19 protein-coding genes are annotated in these 15,140 nt (G+C 71.0%); 4 read left to right on the forward strand and 15 right to left on the reverse strand.

Going from position 1 to position 15,140, the window contains the following annotated elements; translation table 11 throughout:
• Positions 1-24 precede the first annotated feature (24 nt).
• Positions 25-372, reverse strand: a complete 348-nt coding sequence (gene rplS / locus ACO1X9_RS06025; protein WP_449055286.1) for a 50S ribosomal protein L19 — start codon at positions 370-372, stop codon at positions 25-27.
• 195 nt (positions 373-567) lie between these two features.
• On the opposite strand from rplS, the gene map reads away from it, so the two are divergent.
• Positions 568-1,338 (forward strand): type I methionyl aminopeptidase, encoded by a 771-nt coding sequence (gene map, locus ACO1X9_RS06030; RefSeq protein ID WP_486349918.1) that lies wholly within the window; start codon positions 568-570, stop codon positions 1,336-1,338.
• Between the two features lie 4 nt (positions 1,339-1,342).
• Here the strand turns inward: map and trmD are convergent, their stop codons facing one another.
• A complete protein-coding gene (trmD, locus tag ACO1X9_RS06035) occupies positions 1,343-2,041 on the reverse strand; it encodes a tRNA (guanosine(37)-N1)-methyltransferase TrmD (RefSeq protein WP_449055288.1) in 699 nt (232 codons plus the stop codon).
• A 107-nt stretch (positions 2,042-2,148) separates the two neighbouring features.
• On the opposite strand from trmD, the gene ACO1X9_RS06040 reads away from it, so the two are divergent.
• Entirely contained in the window at positions 2,149-2,997 is an 849-nt protein-coding gene (locus tag ACO1X9_RS06040) for a DUF559 domain-containing protein (RefSeq protein WP_486349919.1), read from the forward strand.
• Positions 2,998-3,023: 26 nt separating this feature from the next.
• Here ACO1X9_RS06040 and rimM read toward each other — a convergent pair whose 3' ends face one another.
• The 6 genes from rimM to ffh all read right to left on the reverse strand — a co-directional run bounded on the left by rimM (position 3,024) and on the right by ffh (position 7,928).
• Positions 3,024-3,674 carry a ribosome maturation factor RimM gene (gene rimM, locus ACO1X9_RS06045; protein WP_449057309.1) on the reverse strand — a complete coding sequence of 217 codons (651 nt, stop codon included), beginning with the start codon at positions 3,672-3,674 and terminating at the stop codon, positions 3,024-3,026.
• On the reverse strand, positions 3,671-3,910 hold the full coding sequence (locus ACO1X9_RS06050; protein WP_449057310.1) for an RNA-binding protein: 240 nt from the start codon (positions 3,908-3,910) through the stop codon (positions 3,671-3,673). The genes rimM and ACO1X9_RS06050 overlap by 4 nt, the downstream gene beginning before the upstream one ends.
• 2 nt (positions 3,911-3,912) lie before the next feature.
• A complete protein-coding gene (gene rpsP, locus ACO1X9_RS06055) occupies positions 3,913-4,428 on the reverse strand; it encodes a 30S ribosomal protein S16 (RefSeq protein ID WP_486349920.1) in 516 nt (171 codons plus the stop codon).
• A 169-nt stretch (positions 4,429-4,597) separates the two neighbouring features.
• Positions 4,598-5,518 (reverse strand): DMT family transporter, encoded by a 921-nt coding sequence (locus tag ACO1X9_RS06060; protein WP_449057312.1) that lies wholly within the window; start codon positions 5,516-5,518, stop codon positions 4,598-4,600.
• A 71-nt stretch (positions 5,519-5,589) separates the two neighbouring features.
• Positions 5,590-6,375 carry an LLM class F420-dependent oxidoreductase gene (locus ACO1X9_RS06065; protein ID WP_486349921.1) on the reverse strand — a complete coding sequence of 262 codons (786 nt, stop codon included), beginning with the start codon at positions 6,373-6,375 and terminating at the stop codon, positions 5,590-5,592.
• Positions 6,372-7,928 carry a signal recognition particle protein gene (gene ffh, locus ACO1X9_RS06070; protein WP_486349922.1) on the reverse strand — a complete coding sequence of 519 codons (1,557 nt, stop codon included), beginning with the start codon at positions 7,926-7,928 and terminating at the stop codon, positions 6,372-6,374. Before ffh ends, ACO1X9_RS06065 begins: the two co-directional genes overlap by 4 nt.
• 62 nt (positions 7,929-7,990) lie before the next feature.
• Between ffh and ACO1X9_RS06075 the strand changes: the two genes are divergently transcribed.
• Entirely contained in the window at positions 7,991-8,512 is a 522-nt protein-coding gene (locus ACO1X9_RS06075; RefSeq protein WP_449057315.1) for a gamma carbonic anhydrase family protein, read from the forward strand.
• On the opposite strand, the gene ACO1X9_RS06080 is transcribed toward ACO1X9_RS06075, so the two are convergent.
• The 3 genes from ACO1X9_RS06080 to ftsY are packed head-to-tail and all read right to left on the reverse strand — an operon-like array spanning position 8,488 to position 10,270.
• A complete protein-coding gene (locus ACO1X9_RS06080; RefSeq protein ID WP_486349923.1) occupies positions 8,488-9,027 on the reverse strand; it encodes a hypothetical protein in 540 nt (179 codons plus the stop codon). The two genes, ACO1X9_RS06075 and ACO1X9_RS06080, sit on opposite strands and share 25 nt — an antisense overlap.
• Positions 9,024-9,344, reverse strand: coding sequence for a hypothetical protein (locus ACO1X9_RS06085; protein WP_449057317.1), 321 nt, complete (start codon positions 9,342-9,344; stop codon positions 9,024-9,026). Before ACO1X9_RS06085 ends, ACO1X9_RS06080 begins: the two co-directional genes overlap by 4 nt.
• 59 nt (positions 9,345-9,403) lie before the next feature.
• Complete coding sequence (ftsY, locus tag ACO1X9_RS06090) at positions 9,404-10,270, reverse strand: signal recognition particle-docking protein FtsY (protein ID WP_449057318.1); 867 nt, start codon at positions 10,268-10,270, stop codon at positions 9,404-9,406.
• A gap of 14 nt (positions 10,271-10,284) precedes the next feature.
• Between ftsY and ACO1X9_RS06095 the strand changes: the two genes are divergently transcribed.
• Positions 10,285-10,905, forward strand: a complete 621-nt coding sequence (locus tag ACO1X9_RS06095) for a histidine phosphatase family protein (RefSeq protein WP_486349924.1) — start codon at positions 10,285-10,287, stop codon at positions 10,903-10,905.
• On the opposite strand, the gene ACO1X9_RS06100 is transcribed toward ACO1X9_RS06095, so the two are convergent.
• The 4 genes from ACO1X9_RS06100 to ACO1X9_RS06115 form a co-directional block, all read right to left on the reverse strand.
• Positions 10,902-11,840 carry a carbohydrate ABC transporter permease gene (locus ACO1X9_RS06100; protein WP_486349925.1) on the reverse strand — a complete coding sequence of 313 codons (939 nt, stop codon included), beginning with the start codon at positions 11,838-11,840 and terminating at the stop codon, positions 10,902-10,904. The genes ACO1X9_RS06095 and ACO1X9_RS06100 overlap by 4 nt on opposite strands.
• Entirely contained in the window at positions 11,837-12,763 is a 927-nt protein-coding gene (locus ACO1X9_RS06105; protein ID WP_449057373.1) for a carbohydrate ABC transporter permease, read from the reverse strand. Before ACO1X9_RS06105 ends, ACO1X9_RS06100 begins: the two co-directional genes overlap by 4 nt.
• A gap of 11 nt (positions 12,764-12,774) precedes the next feature.
• Positions 12,775-14,139 carry an ABC transporter substrate-binding protein gene (locus tag ACO1X9_RS06110; RefSeq protein WP_449057374.1) on the reverse strand — a complete coding sequence of 455 codons (1,365 nt, stop codon included), beginning with the start codon at positions 14,137-14,139 and terminating at the stop codon, positions 12,775-12,777.
• A 32-nt stretch (positions 14,140-14,171) separates the two neighbouring features.
• The coding region (locus tag ACO1X9_RS06115; RefSeq protein ID WP_486349926.1) for an alpha-amylase family glycosyl hydrolase at positions 14,172-15,140 on the reverse strand (969 nt) is incomplete at its 5' end.

Genomic DNA, 15,140 nt, shown 5'->3' on the forward strand with positions numbered 1-15,140 from the left:
TCGCGGAAGAACGGGCGGGACAGCTCAGCTGTCGCGCTTCTCCTTGATCTTGGCCTTCTTGCCGCGGAGGTTGCGCAGGTAGTAGAGCTTCGCGCGGCGCACGTCACCGCGGGTGACGATCTCGATGTGGTCGATGACCGGCGAGTGCACCGGGAACGTGCGCTCCACGCCGACCTGGAAGGAGACCTTGCGCACGACGAAGGTCTCGCGGACGCCCTCGTTCGAGCGGCCGATGACGACACCCTGGAAGACCTGGATGCGCGAGCGCGAGCCTTCGATGATGTTGACGTGCACCTTGACGGTGTCACCGGGGCGGAAGTCGGGGATGTCCGTCTTGAGAGAGGCGGCGTCGACGTCGTCGAGGATGTGCATGGGATTTCGCTCTCTGCGACCGCCTCAGATCGGGCGCGGTTTCAGGGTGATGATTCGGATCGTGCTCCTGACCCGATCGGGTGGGGCACCGTCGGTCCCTCTGAGGCAGGACCGTGCCGGAGCACAAGGAGACATCTTGCCACACCGGGCCGCTCCCCTCCAACCGCGGCCGCGGCATCCGGTTAGGCTTTCGCGGTGATCGAACTGCGCACCCCGACCGAGATCGAGGAGATGAAGGCCGCCGGGGCCTTCGTCGCCCGAGTGCTCGAAGCCACCCGCGACGCCGCGGCGGTCGGGGTCAACCTGCTCGAGCTCGACGCGCTCGCGCACGACATGATCCGCGCCGAGGGCGCCGAGAGCTGCTACATCGACTACCACCCGTCGTTCGGCGGCTCGAAGTTCGGCAAGGTCATCTGCACCTCGGTCAACGACGCCGTGCTGCACGGGCTGCCCTTCGACTATGCGCTGCGAGACGGCGACCTGCTGTCGCTCGACTTCGCCGCCTCGGTGAACGGCTGGGTCTCCGACTCGGCCCTCTCGATCGTCGTCGGCACTCCCCGCGACGAGGATCTGCGCCTCATCGCGATCGCCGAGGAGGCCCTCGAGGCCGGCATCGCCGCCGCCGTGCTCGGCAACAAGATCGGCGACATCTCGGCCGCGATCGGCGACGTCGCGCATGCGCACAAGCTCAAGGTCAACCTCGACTTCGGCGGCCACAGCGTCGGCCGCGTGATGCACGGCGACCTGCACATCCCGAACGACGGGCGCGCGGGCCGCGGCTTCCCGCTCAAGGCAGGACTCGTGTTCGCGGTCGAGCCGTGGTTCCTGCAGACGACCGACAAGATCTACACCGACGCCGACGGCTGGACCCTGCGCAGCAAGGACGGCTCGCGCGGCGCCCACGTCGAGCACACGATCGCCGTGACGGAGGACGGTCCGGTCGTGCTGACGGCGCGCTCCTCCTAGAACTTCACGGCAGCTCGTCCGCGCCCGGCGGCAGGAGGTCGGGGCGCGTGCGACGGGTGCGCTCGAACTGCTGCTCGCGACGCCACGCGGCGATCGCGCCGTGGTTGCCGGAGAGCAGCACGGGCGGCGCCTCGAGGTCGCGCCAGACGGCGGGCTTCGTGTAGCTCGGATACTCGAGCAGGCCGTCTTCGTGGCTCTCCTCGACGAGGCTGTCGGGATTGCCGACGACCCCCGGCACGAGGCGCCCGGCGGCCTCGATCATCGCCATCGCGGCGACCTCTCCCCCGTTGAGCACGTAGTCGCCGAGGCTCAGCTCGAGCACGTGGGCCCGGGTGCGGGCGTAGTCGAGGACGCGCTGGTCGATGCCCTCGTAGCGTCCGCAGCAGAACACGACGTGCTCCCTCGTGCTGAGGTCGCGGGCGGCGCCCTGCGTGAAGAGGCTGCCGGCGGGGGTCGTGAACACGACGGTGCTCGCGGGCGTCAGGAGCGCATCCAGCGCCTCCCCCCACGGCTCGGGCTTCATCACCATGCCGGCGCCGCCGCCGTACGGGGTGTCGTCGACCGTGCGGTGACGGTCGTGCGTCCACTCCCGCAGATCGTGCACGCGGATGTCGAGGGCGCCGGTCTGGCGGGCCTTGCCGAGGAGGGAGACGTCGAGCACCGAGAAGAACTCGGGGAAGATCGTCACGACGTCGATGCGCACGGCTTCAGGCTATCGGGGCCGTCCTCAACGCTCTCGGTTCGGGATCCTCGTCCACCGGTCGTCGATGACGGCCCCCTCCCGAGAGCGTTGCGCGCGAGCCTGCTCCCATGCCCGACGAACTCTTCAGCACCCGCTCACTCGCCGCCCGGGGATGGGGGACGGACGAGGTGGCCACCCAGGTCGCGGCAGGCAGGATCATCCGGGTCCGCCGCGGGTGGTACGCGACTCCGCGCACTCCGCCCGAGGTGGCGACAGCGGCCCGCATCGGAGGCCGGCTCACGTGTCTTGCCGCTTTGCGGCTTCACGGAGCGTGGACGCTCGAATCGAGCGCGATCCACGTGCGCCTGTCCTCGGGGGTGAGGTTCCGCCGAGTCGCCGGTGTCCGGCTCCACTGGACACCTCTCCGCGTCGGCCCGGGCGTCGACGAGATCGAGGAGGCACTCGAGTGTGCGCTCGGATGTACCGATCTGCGCGCCCTCGTCGTGGTCGTCGACTCGCTGGCGAACCGCCGTCTCCTCGGCCTCAGCCGCCTGCGCGACCTCCTCGCGGCGAGCCCGAAGGGTCGCCGCGTGCTCGAGCTCATGGATCCGGCCGCGGAGTCGGGAATCGAGACGCTCATCCGCCTCGCTCTCCGAAGCCGTCGCATCCGGCTGCGGAGTCAAGTCGTCATCCCAGGAGTCGGACGGGTCGACCTCCTGATCGGCGACCGGCTCGTCATCGAGGCCGACGGCTTCACCTGGCACGGCGACCGCGATGCGTTCGAGCGCGACAGGGATCGGGACCGCGAGCTCGTGCGGCGCGGCTACATCGTCCTACGTCCGAGCTATCGCCGCGTGATCGACGACCTCGACGCGATCGTGATCGCGGTCGTCGATATCATCCGCCGACGAGAACACCGCTGGCGGGCGGTGCACGGCGTGCAGCGCTCTGGATCCGGACGCTTCATCGATCTCTGATCGACGATCGAGCGTGTCGCAGAGCGTTAAGACGCCTCGGGGGCGGCGGACGCCTCGGGGGCGGCGGGCGTCTCGGAGGCGGCGGGCGTCTCGGAGCCGGCGGAGGCGGCGGGCTCGTCGTCGGGGAGCTCCTCGAAGAGCCCCGCGGGCGGGGTGAGCGTCACGGTGCCCCCGGCGAGGTCGACGGTCGGCACGATCGCCGCGACGAAGGGGACGAGCACCTCGCCGGAGCCGGTCTCGATCGCGAGGAGGTCTTGCGCCGGGAAGTGGTCGACGCGCGCGATGCGTCCCACGTCGACGCCGTCGCGCACCGCTCGGAGGCCGACGAGCTGGTGGTCGTACCAGGCGTCCGGCTCGGTCGGGAGCTCGGCGGCGTCCTGGTCGACCCAGAGGATGGCGCGCACGAGGGACTCGGCGACGGTGCGGTCGTCGACGTCCTGGAAGAAGCCGACGGGCTGGCTGTTGTACCAGCGGAGCTCGGTGAGCTCGAGCGACTTGCCGTGCCACGGGGATGACGTGGGCACCTGCAGGGTGAAGGTCGCGCCCGGTACGAAACGGCGTTCGGGCTCGTCGGTGAAGAGCTCGAGCTTGAGGGCGCCCTTGAGCCCGTGGGCCTTCAGGAGCCGTCCGACGCGCAACTGCGTCGTGCCCGGAGGCGGAGCCTTGCGGGCGTTCACGCCTCGTCGGTGTCGACGACGTCGACGCGCACGCGCTGACCGTCGGCGAGGGCCGTCACGAGCTGACGGAGCGCCTTCGCCGTGCGACCCGAGCGGCCGATGACGCGGCCCAGGTCGTCGGGGTGCACCCGCACCTCGAGCAGCTCGCCGCGCGAAGACGTCGACGACTGCACCCGGACGTCGTCCGGATTGTCGACGATTCCCTTGACGAGGTGCTCGAGGGCGGACTGCAGCATGATTACTTCTCGTCGCCCGAGGCTTCGGGCGCCTCGTCGGCGGCGGGCGCCTCGTCGGCGGCGGCCTCGGCACCGGCGGGCTCGTCGGCCGTGGCCTCGGCCTCGGTCACGGCCTCGGTCTCCTCGGCGGGGGCCTCGGCGGGCTCCTCGGCCTTCGGCGCGGCCTTCTCGGCCTTCGGCTTGAGGACGGGCTTCTTCTTCTCGTCGACCGAGAACTCCGCCTTCGCCTCCTTGGTCTTGATGGTGCTCGTCGCACCCTTCTCGCCCGTGAAGATGCCCCAGTCGCCCGAGAGCTTGAGGAGCACGGCGACCTGCTCGGTCGGCTGCGCGCCGACGCCGAGCCAGTACTGGGCACGCTCGGAGTCGATCTCGATGAACGAGGGCTCCTCGGTGGGGTGGTACTTGCCGATCTCCTCGATCACGCGACCGTCGCGCTTGGTGCGCGAGTCGGCGACGACGATGCGGTAGTACGGGGCGCGGATCTTGCCGAGCCGCTTGAGGCGGATCTTGACAGCCAAGAGTTATCTCCAGATGTGTGGTGCAGCGTGGACGAACTGCGCCGTGAGCGTGGGGTGCACACTCGGGCAGAACAAGTTTTCGATGAGTCGGTGTCGGATAGAGGGTCGGACACCGGGACCCAACGGACCATTCTGGCAGATTCCGGGGCGTCCGGCGACCACCCCCGGCTCACTCCGGGGCGACGGGATTCGCGAGCTGCTCGCGCACGACGGTCCGGCGCCGCGACAGGGCGACGCCGACGAGGCAGATCACGCCGCCGGCGAGGGCGAGCGGATGCGGGATCTCCTGGAACGCGAGGAAGCCCATGAGGGTCGCGAGCGGCGGCGAGAGGTAGCTCGCGATCCCGAGTTGGCCGGCCGGCATCCGGCTGAGCGCGTACGCCCACGTCGTGAAGGCGAGCGCGGTCGGCACGACGCCGAGGTACACCGTGCCCCACCACGCCGACGGCGGTGCGACGGCGAGCTGCTCGACGAGGAGCGGGGCGAACGGCAGGCACACGACGAGTCCGATCGCGCAGCCCAGGAAGGTGGCCTGCACGGCCGGGATGCGGCGCACGACGGGCTTCTGCGCGATGACGCCGATCGCGTAGGTGACGGCGGCGACGAGGGCGAGCACGGCGCCGACGAGGTCGAACGGATGCGCGGTGCCCGACGCGAGCAGCGTGCCGACTCCGATGAGCACGACGCCCGAGAAGGCGACCGCCGCCCCGATCGCGAGCCAGCGCGGGATGCCCTCGCCGAGGAACACCCCCGCGCCGAGGGCGATGAGGATCGGCCCGATGCCGACGATCATCGCCGCGGTGCCGGCATCCAGCGTCTGCTCCGCCGTGTTGAGGGCCACGTTGTACGCGCCGAACCAGGCGACGCCGTATACGGCGAGCTGCACCCACTCGCGCCGCGTCGGCCACACCCAGCGGCGCGCCAGGAGGGCGAGGATGCCGAGCGCGACCGTGCCGACGACGAGACGGCCCAGCGCGAGCGGCCCGCCGTCGAGGAACGGACCGACCCCGCGGATCACGACGAACGCGCTCGCCCACGCCAGGAACGTGAAGGCGACGGCGCCGAGCAGCAGCCCGCGGGAGGAGGTCATCCGCTCACGCTACGGACGACCGACGACGCCCGACAGCGGGTTCCGGACGTCACGCCACCCGAAGCCGCCGTTCAGGAGACGCTGTCACGCCAGGCGAGCAGGTCGCGCACCGGTGCGAGATCGGCGGTCGCGTCGAGGGCGATCTCGTAGAGCGTCACCCCGAGCTCGCGGTAGCGGTCGAGCGCGGTCCGGTCGAGCGAGCCCAGCCCACGCACGGTCGTGCCGGTGGAGAGCTCGATCTCGGACACGTCGCGTCCGACCTCGTCGCACCAGTGGCGCAGCACGCCGAGTTTCGCGGTGTAGGTGTCGGGGTCGGCGAACGAGTGCCAGATGTCGGCGTGCTCGGCGACGATCCGCAGCGTCTTCCGCTCCCCTCCCCCGCCGATGAGGATCGGGATGCGGCGCACGGGAGCCGGGTTGAGCGCGGACCAGCGGGCACGGATGCGCGGCAGATCCTCGGCGAGGGCGTCGAGCCGCGATCCGGGCGTGCCGAACGTGTAGCCGTATTCGGCGAAGTCGCGCTCGAACCAGCCCGAGCCGGTGCCGAAGACGAAGCGGCCGCCCGAGATGTGGTCGAGCGTGCGCGCCATGTCGGCCTGCAGGTCGGGATTGCGGTAGGCGCTGCAGTTCACGAGCGGACCGAACTCGACGCGCGAAGTCTGCTCGGCGATCGCCCCGAGCATCGTCCACGCCTCGAAGTGCGCCCCGTCGGGGTCTCCCGTGAGCGGGAAGAAGTGATCCCAGTTGAAGATCAGGTCGACGCCGAGCTGCTCGAGCTCGGCGACGCGATCCCGGAGCTGCGGGTACGTCGCGTGCTGGTTGGTGACCTGCACGCCGACCCGCACGGGCCGGGTCATCGCCCGAGCATCTTCTGCAGAGCCTCGAGCTCCTCCGGGGTCGGGCCGCTCTTCGCGCCGCCGCCGAGGCCGAACGCCCCGCCGCCCGCGTTCGTCGGCGCGACGCCACCCGCCGCCCGCGCGGCGTTCTCGGCCGCGCGCTTCGCGGGGTTGCCGCTGCGCGACCCCTTCTTCGGCTGCGGCTTCCTCTTGCCGCCGCCGTACGAGCCGCCCGGGATCGGACCCATGCCGGGCACCTGCGGCACGCCGCCCTTCGCGACGGTCTTCATCATCTTGGCGGCCTGCTCGAAGCGCATGACGAGCTGGTTGACGTCGGTGACGGTCGATCCCGAGCCCTTCGCGATGCGCAGGCGGCGCGAGCCGTTGAGCAGCTTCGGGGTGGTGCGCTCGGCCTTCGTCATCGACTGGATGATCGCCTCGGTGCGCACGAGCTCGCGCTCGTCGAAGTTGTCGAGCGCCTCGCGCATCCCGCGGGCGCCGGGCAGCATCCCGAGCATGCCCTTGATCGAGCCCATGTTGCGCAGCTGCTGCATCTGCGTGAGGAAGTCGTCGAGCGTGAAGGTGTCGGTCGCGAACTTCTCGGCGACCTTCTTCGCCTCCTCCTCGTCGAACGCGCTCTGCGCCTGCTCGATGAGGGTGAGGATGTCGCCGAGGTCGAGGATGCGGCTCGCCATGCGGTCGGGGTGGAACGGCTCGAAGTCGTCCAGCCCCTCGCCCGTGGAGGCGAACATGATCGGGCGGCCGGTGATCGACGCGACCGAGAGCGCGGCGCCGCCGCGCGAGTCGCCGTCGAGCTTGGTGAGCACGACGCCCGTGAAGTCGACCCCCTCTTGGAAGGCCCGGGCGGTCGTGACGGCATCCTGACCGGTGAGCGCGTCGATCACGAAGAGCACTTCGTCGGGGTCGACGGCTCTGCGGATGTTCGACGCCTGCGTCATGAGTTCGGCGTCGATGCCGAGGCGGCCCGCGGTGTCGACGATGACGGTGTCGTACTGCTTGCGCTCGGCCTCCTTCACCCCGTCCTTCGCGACGCGCACGGGGTCGCCGACGCCGTTGCCCGGCTCGGGGGCGTAGACCGGCACGCCGACCTGGTCGCCGACGACCTGGAGCTGGGTGACGGCGTTGGGGCGCTGGAGGTCGCTCGCGACGAGGAGCGGCGTGTGCCCCTCCTTCTTGAGGTGCTTCGCGAGCTTGCCCGCGAGGGTCGTCTTACCCGCGCCCTGGAGGCCCGCGAGCATGATGACCGTCGGCGGCTTCTTCGCGAACTCGAGGCGCCGCTGCTGCCCGCCGAGGATGCCGACGAGCTCCTCGTTGACGATCTGCACGACCTGCTGGGCCGGGTTGAGGGCCTTGTTGACCTCGTCGGAGAGCGCGCGCTCGCGCACCGTGCCGGTGAACTCCTTGACGACCTCGAGCGCGACGTCGGCGTCGAGCAGGGCGCGGCGGATCTCGCGCACCGTGCCGTCGACGTCGGCGGGCGTGAGCTTGCCCTTGGTGCGGAGGTTCCGGAAGGTCGCGGTGAGGCGGTCGGAGAGGTTGGAGAAGGCTGCCATGTCGGGGGACAGCTTAGGCGGGGTCGGGGCGCGGCGGCGCCCGGCGATCCTAGGCTGAGCGCATGGCCCTCCTCGTCCCCTTCGACGGACACCGCCCGCAGATCGACCCCGAGGCCTGGGTGGCCCCGAACGCGACCGTCATCGGCCGGGTGCGCATCGCCGCCGACGCGAACGTCTGGTACGGCGCCGTCATGCGCGGCGACATCGACGAGATCGTGCTCGGCGCCCGCAGCAACCTGCAGGACAACGCCGTCATCCACACCGAGTCGGGCAGCCCCACGATCATCGGCGAGGACGTGAGCATCGGGCACGGCGCGATCGTGCACGGCTGCGTCGTCGAAGACGGCTGCCTCATCGGCATGAACGCCACGGTGCTCAACGGCGCCGTTCTCGGGGCGCAGACCCTCGTCGCCGCGGGCGCGCTCGTGCTCGAGGGCACCGTCGTGCCGCCCCGGTCGCTCGTCGCCGGCGTACCCGCGAAGGTGCGGCGTGAGCTCACCGACGCGGAGGTGGCGGGCCTGCACGCGAACGCGGCGCGCTACGTGCCGCGGTCGAAGCTCTACCGCGACGCCGAAGGGGCCTGAGCCCGCAGCACGGGCAACGCGACCGCGAACGCCACGAGCGGCCCGCCGAGAAGTCCGACGAGCACGACCGTGAGCGTCGGCGCCAGCGCGACGACCGCCGCGCCCGCGACGAGCGCGAGCAGCGCCACGTAGGCGACCGGCGGGTACCCGCGCAGCACGAACCAGCCGATCGCGACGAGCAGTTCCGAGACGAGACCGACGGTCACGACGCCGAGACGCCAGCCGAGCGACGGCTCCGCGACGAGCAGCATGACCGCCCACAGCGCGATGCCCGCGACCAGCAGCAGCACCCCGACCGGCACGCGTCGAGAGCGGAGGGATGCGGCGATCCAGCAGCCGACGAGCCCCATCGCCCCGAGCACGGCGGCCGCGATCGCGGCGCCCGCGGAGGACGGCGACACCTGCAGGTCGGTGCTCGCGGGCGGCAGTCCGACGATCGCGACCGACACGAGCACGAGGGAGACGCCGGCCGCGACGTCGAGCACGCCGGGTGCACGCACCGGGGCGGGGCTCACGCGCCCGACCCCGTGAGCACCGACACGACGACGACGAGGATCGGCACGACCACGAGGAGGAGCGCGAGGCCGGCGAGGTAGCGCGAGAGCCCGCGCACCAGGCAGACGATCGCGAGCACGACCGCGGCCAGCAGAGCGAGGGCGGACAGCCCCACGAGCACCGTGTACAGGCCGGCGCCCGACCCGCTCCCGTCGAGGGCCGCCGAGATGCCGATCGGCAGGCTCAGCACGACACCCGCGACCCCGAGCACCGCCAGGAGCACGGCGATCGCCGCAGGCACCCGGGTCGGGCTCACGTACACGTCGGGAGCGGACACGCTCTCACTGTAGAGGCGGGTGAGGCGCGGGTGGAACGCCCCCGTCGCGACGCCGGACGTCAGCCGACGAGCTGCTGCGCGAAGACGTGCGGCGTGAAGCCGGTGAGGTCGCCGATCCCCTCGCCCTGCCCGACGAGCTTGATCGGGATGCCCGTCTTCTCCTGCACGGCGAGCACGAAACCGCCCTTCGCCGACCCGTCGAGCTTCGTGAGCACGAGACCCGTCACCCCGGCGTGCTCGATGAACGCCTCCGCCTGCGCGAGGCCGTTCTGCCCCGTCGTCGCGTCGAGCACGAGCAGCACCTCCGCGATCGGCTCGAGCTTCTCGACGACGCGGCGCACCTTGCTGAGCTCGTCCATGAGGCCGCTCTTCGTCTGCAGGCGCCCGGCCGTGTCGATGAGCACGATCTCGATGCCCTCGGCCCGCGCCTTCTCGACGGTCTGGAACGCGACCGACGCGGGGTCCTGCCCCGGCGCCTGGGGTCGCACGATCTGCGCGCCGCCGCGCTCCGCCCACGTGGCGAGCTGCTCGACGGCGGCGGCGCGGAAGGTGTCGGCGGCGCCCACGACGACCGAGCGCCCGTAGTTCGTGAGGAACTTCGTGAACTTCCCGATCGTCGTCGTCTTGCCGACGCCGTTGACTCCGACGACGAGCACGACCGCGGGGCGGGCGCTCAGCGTGAGGGTCGAGTCGAGGCGGGCGAGCCGCTCCTCGATCGTCTCGCGCAGCATCCGCTGGAGGTCGGCCGGGTCGGTCGTGCGGAAGCGCTGCACCTTCTCGCGCAGCTCGGCGACGAGCGCCTCGGTGAGGTCGGGTCCGAAGTCGGCCGAGAGAAGGGCGTCCTCGAGGTCGTCCCAGGTCGAGTCGTCGATCGTCGCGCGGGCGAAGAGCCCTTTGAGGGCCGAGCCGAGGGACCACGTCGCCATGGGACCATGGTCGCATGATCGTCGCGTTCATCCGGCACGGCCAGACCGACTGGAATCGCGACGGGCTGCTGCAGGGGTCGAGCGACATCCCGCTCAACGACACCGGCCGCGCGCAGGCCGAGGACGCGCTCATGACGCTGCGTTCGCGCCCGTGGGACGCCGTCGTGAGCTCGCCGCTGCGGCGCGCCCGCGAGACCGCGCAGATCATCGCCGACGGCCTCGGCATCCCGCTCGGCGAGGCCTACCCGGAACTGGTCGAGCGCGACTACGGGCCGCTCGAGGGCACCTCGTCGGCCGCCGCGATCGAGCGCTGGCCGACGCGCGAGTACCCGGGTGCGGAGAGCCTCGACGCCGTCGCGACGCGCGGCACGGAGGCGCTCGCCCTGATCACCGCCGACCACCCCGACGGCGCGGTGCTCGTCGTCTGCCACGGCACGATCATCCGTTACACGCTCGCGCGCCTCGCCGGGCGCCCCGTGCCGGGGATCGACAACGGGTCGGTGTCGATGGTGCGAGCCGACGGAGCCCGCTGGGAGGTCGTGACCGTCAACGGCATCCCGCTCGAGGATATCCCCGAGGAGCACGCCGCCGCGCAGCCCTCCCGCGAGGGCGAGGATCGAACGCTCGCGGGTTAGCCCTTCACCGCTCCCCCGAGTCCGGCGCTGCGCAGGAACACCCGCTGGAACACGAGGAACAGCGCGATCGGGATCGTCGTCGCGATCGCCAGGGCCGCGAGCAGCACGTCGATCTCGACGAACGACTGGATCGCCGGCAATCGCACGCCGAGCGACTGGATGTCGGGTTCGGTGAGGATGAGCGACGGCCACAGGTAGTCCTTGAGGCTCGCGATGAGGGCGAACACCGACACCACCCCGAGGATCGGCCGCGACATCGGCAGCACGATCGACCAGAACACGCGGAACGCCCCCGCCCCGTCGACCCGCGCGGCCTCGAAGATCTCGCGCGGCAGGTTGTCGAAGAACCGCGTCACGAGCACGATGCTGAACGCGTTCGCCGTCGCCGGCAGCCAGACGCCCCAGTAGTTGTTGAGCAGCGAGACGCCGATGACCGGTCGCACGACCGTGAGGTAGAGCGGAACGAGCAGCACGACCGACGGGATGAAGAGCGTCGCGAGCACGGCCGCGTTGAGTGCCTTCGCGTACCGCGGTCGCAGCACCGAGAGCCCGTAGCCCGCCGTCGTCGCGACGAACAGCTGGGTGATCCAGGCGCCGAAGGCGAGGATCAGCGTGTTGCCGAAGTACTGCCCCACCTCGACGTCGAGCCAGGCCTGGGTGAGGTTCGCCGCGTCGATCCCGCTCGGGAAGAGCGCGAGCGGCTGCTGGATGCTGTCCTGCGTCGTCGTGACGGCGGCCTTCGCGAGCCACAGGATCGGTCCGAGCCCGGCGACGACGAGACCCGTGAGCAGCACGGCGTGCACCCCGACCATCGCGACCTTGACGCCCGGGCGACGGCGATCGAAGACGGAGAGGATGCCGCGGTCGGGCTGGTCGGAGTCGCGCTCGGGCCTCTCGAGGGCGGGGGCCTCGTCGGTCGGGGCGGTCGTGGTCATGAGCTGCTCCAACGCTTGGTGGCCTGGAAGTACGCGAACGACAGCACGGCGAGCACGATCGCGAGCAGCAGGCTGAGCGCCGTCGCCTCGCCGTAGTTCCCGCCGAGGCTGTTCTGGAACGCGTAGCGGTAGATGAGCAGCAGCACCGTCACGGTCGCGTTGTTCGGGCCGCCGCTCGTGAACAGGAAGGGCTCGAGGAAGACCTGCGCGGTCGCGAGCACCTGGAGGATGAGCATCACGAAGATGACGCCCCGCAGCTGCGGCAGGGTCACGTGCCAGATCTTGCGCCCGATGCCGGCGCCGTCCACCTCGGCCGCGTCGTAGAGCTCGGGCGGCACCGAGAGCAGCGCGGCGAGGTAGATGATCACGCTGCCGCCGGCCGCGGCCCACGTCGCCTCGAGCACGAGCGACGGCATCGCCGAGGACGCGCTCTGCAGCCACGGGAAGGGCCCGAGCCCGACCCAGCCGAGGATCGTGTTGAACACCCCGGTCGGCGAGGCGTCGAAGAAGAACTTCCAGAGCAGCACCGCGACGACCGGCGGCACGACGACGGGGAGGTAGGCGAGGACGCTGTAGAGGCCCTTCGCCCGGCGCACCTCGCTCATGAGCACCGCGAGCACGATCGGCACGGGGAACCCGAGGAGGAGGGCGAGGAGCGCGAAGTACAGGGTGTTGAGCACCGCCGTCGGGAGCACGGGGTCGTTCAGCACGTTCACGAAGTTCTGCAGGCCCACGAACTGCGACGTGATGAGGTTCGTCTTCTGGAACGCCATCCACACGGTCTGCAGGATGGGGCCCCACGAGTAGAGGGCGAACACCACGATCATCGGGGCGAGGAAGAGCAGATTCGACAGGCCGCCCCCGCGCAGCCAGGTGAGCGGGGTTCGGCGCCGGAGACGCCGGGGCTGCGCGGGAGCGGTCATGTCGTGTGTCCTCAGTTGCCGTCGAGGAGCGCCTGGGCGTCCTTGTCGGCCTGGGTGAGCAGCGCGTCGATGTCGGCGTTCGGGTCGGTCAGCACCGCCTGAACGATCGGGTCGAGCAGCGCGTAGATCGCCTGCGTGCTGCCCTTCGGCTCGCCGACCGGGGTCTGCGCGAAGATGCCGTCGAAGAAGCCCGACATCTGGTCGAGGGGCACGTTGACGTACTCCGCGATCCACTGCTGCGACTCCTCGTAGGTGGCCTGGTCGAGCACCGGGAGGACGGGGGTGCCGACCGCCTGGTCGGAGGCGACGAGCGCCTCCGCGTCGCGCTTGGCGGCATCCTCGTTCAGCAGCTTCTGCATGTAGTACCAGTCGATCCACTTCACACCGGCGGCCTTCGTCGCGGCGTCGATCGACGGGCTCATGACGGCGATGTCGCCGCCGCCGAGCACACCCGCGTCGTCGCCCTCGAGCGGCATGACGGTGAGACCGTACGAGTCGGGGTTCAGCCCGAAGTCCCGCACGAGCGCCGTGTAGACGTCGGACCCCGACGTGTACATGCCGATGTTGCCGGCCGCGAACTCCTGGTTGATCGAGCCCCAGTCGAGCAGGAAGTTGCTGCCCAGGGAGTCGTCCTCCCAGCGGAGCGCCTGGAGGTACTCGAGCGCCGCGACGGTGCCCGGGTTGTTGATCGTCGACGTGTAGGTGCCGTCGCCGTCGTCCTGCTGGATGCTGCCGCCGCGCGCGACCGAGGCCGCGACGAGCTGCCAGCCGCCCGTGTTGTTCATCGTCATCTCCATGAAGCCGGCTTTGCCGGTCGCGTCGGAGATGGCCTTCGCGGCCTCGCGCACCTCGTCCCACGTCGTCGGCGGGGCGTCGGGGTCGAGCCCGGCCGCCTCGAAGAGGTCGCGGTTGTAGTGCAGCCCCATCGCGTACGCCTGGCGCGGGAAGCCGTAGTACTTCCCGTCGGCGCCCGTGACGGCGTCGAGGATGATCGGGTTGAAACTGTCGGTGTAGCCGAGGGCGTCCATCTCGGCGGTGACGTCCATGAGCTGGCCGTTCTCGAGGAGCGTCTTCGCGTCGGTGAACGGCACCGTGAAGACGTCGGGGAGGGACCCCGCGGCGAGCTGCACCGCGAACGTCGGACCCTTCCACTCGTACTCGACACCGACGACGTCGATGTCGGGGTTCTCGGCCTCGAACTGGGCCTCCTGCTCGGCGAACGCCTCGTAGGCGGCGGCGTCGGCGCCGGGCGGGAACGTCGCGACGCGCAGCTCGGTCTTGCCCGACCCGCTGCCGCCGGCCGTGCAGCCCACGAGGGCCGCGAGGGTGACGATCGCGGCGCCTGCCGCGATCACCTTCCGTGACTTCATCGTCATGCCTGTCTTTCTACTTGGTGTGGGTGGAGTGTTCAGTGATCTCCGACGGCGGGGATGCGCAGCCACGCCGTGGAGTCGGGGGGAAGCACGCCGGGGCTGTGCTCCTCGCTGGCCAGGACGAGCTCTCCCGCGGGGAGCGCGAGCCCGGTGCCGGCGAAGTTGGTGATCGACACGAACCCGTCGCCGCGTCGGAACGCGAGCACGTCGAGGCCGAGATCGAGGAACTCGAGCGGTCCGTCGCCGAGGGCGGGCTCGTCGCGGCGGATGCGCAGGGCCGCCCGGTAGAGGTGCAGCATGCTCGCCGGGTCGGCCTCCTCGGCGGCGACCGAGTAGCCGCCCCAGTCGGCCGGTTGGGGGAGCCACGGCCGCTCCGAGGCGCCGAACCCGAACGACGGGCCGTCGACGGTCCAGGGCAGCGGCACGCGGCACCCGTCACGACCCGGGTCGACGCCGCCCGAGCGGAAGTGCATCGGATCCTGCAGCGCCTCGCGCGGCAGCTCGACCTCCGGAAGCCCGAGCTCGTCGCCCTGGTAGAGGTACAGGCTGCCCGGGAGGGCCGCGGTGAGCAGCGCGGCCGCGCGCGCCCGACGAGTCCCCCGGAACAGGTCGGTCGGGGTTCCGAAGCGCTTGGCGAGGAAGGCGAAGGACGAGTCGTCCCGCCCGTAGCGGGTCACGGGGCGCGTGACGTCGTGGTTCGAGAGCACCCAGGTGCTCGGCGCCTGCACGGGGGCGTGCGCGGCGAGGGTCTGCTCGATCGACTCCCGCAGCTGGGCGGCGTCCCACGGCCGGGCGAGGAAGTCGAAGTTGAACGCCGTGTGCATCTCGTCGGCGCGGAGGTACTTCACGAAGCGGGCGACGTCGGGCAGCCAGATCTCGCCGACGAGCACGCGCGTGCCGGGGTAGGAGTGGGCGACCGAGCGCCACGACCGGTAGATGTCGTGCAGCTCGTCGCGGTCGCTGTTCGGATGGTCGCCGGGCGCGTGGTCGTCGGTGATCTCGCG

The sequence above is a fragment of the Pseudolysinimonas sp. genome (assembly GCF_057350545.1).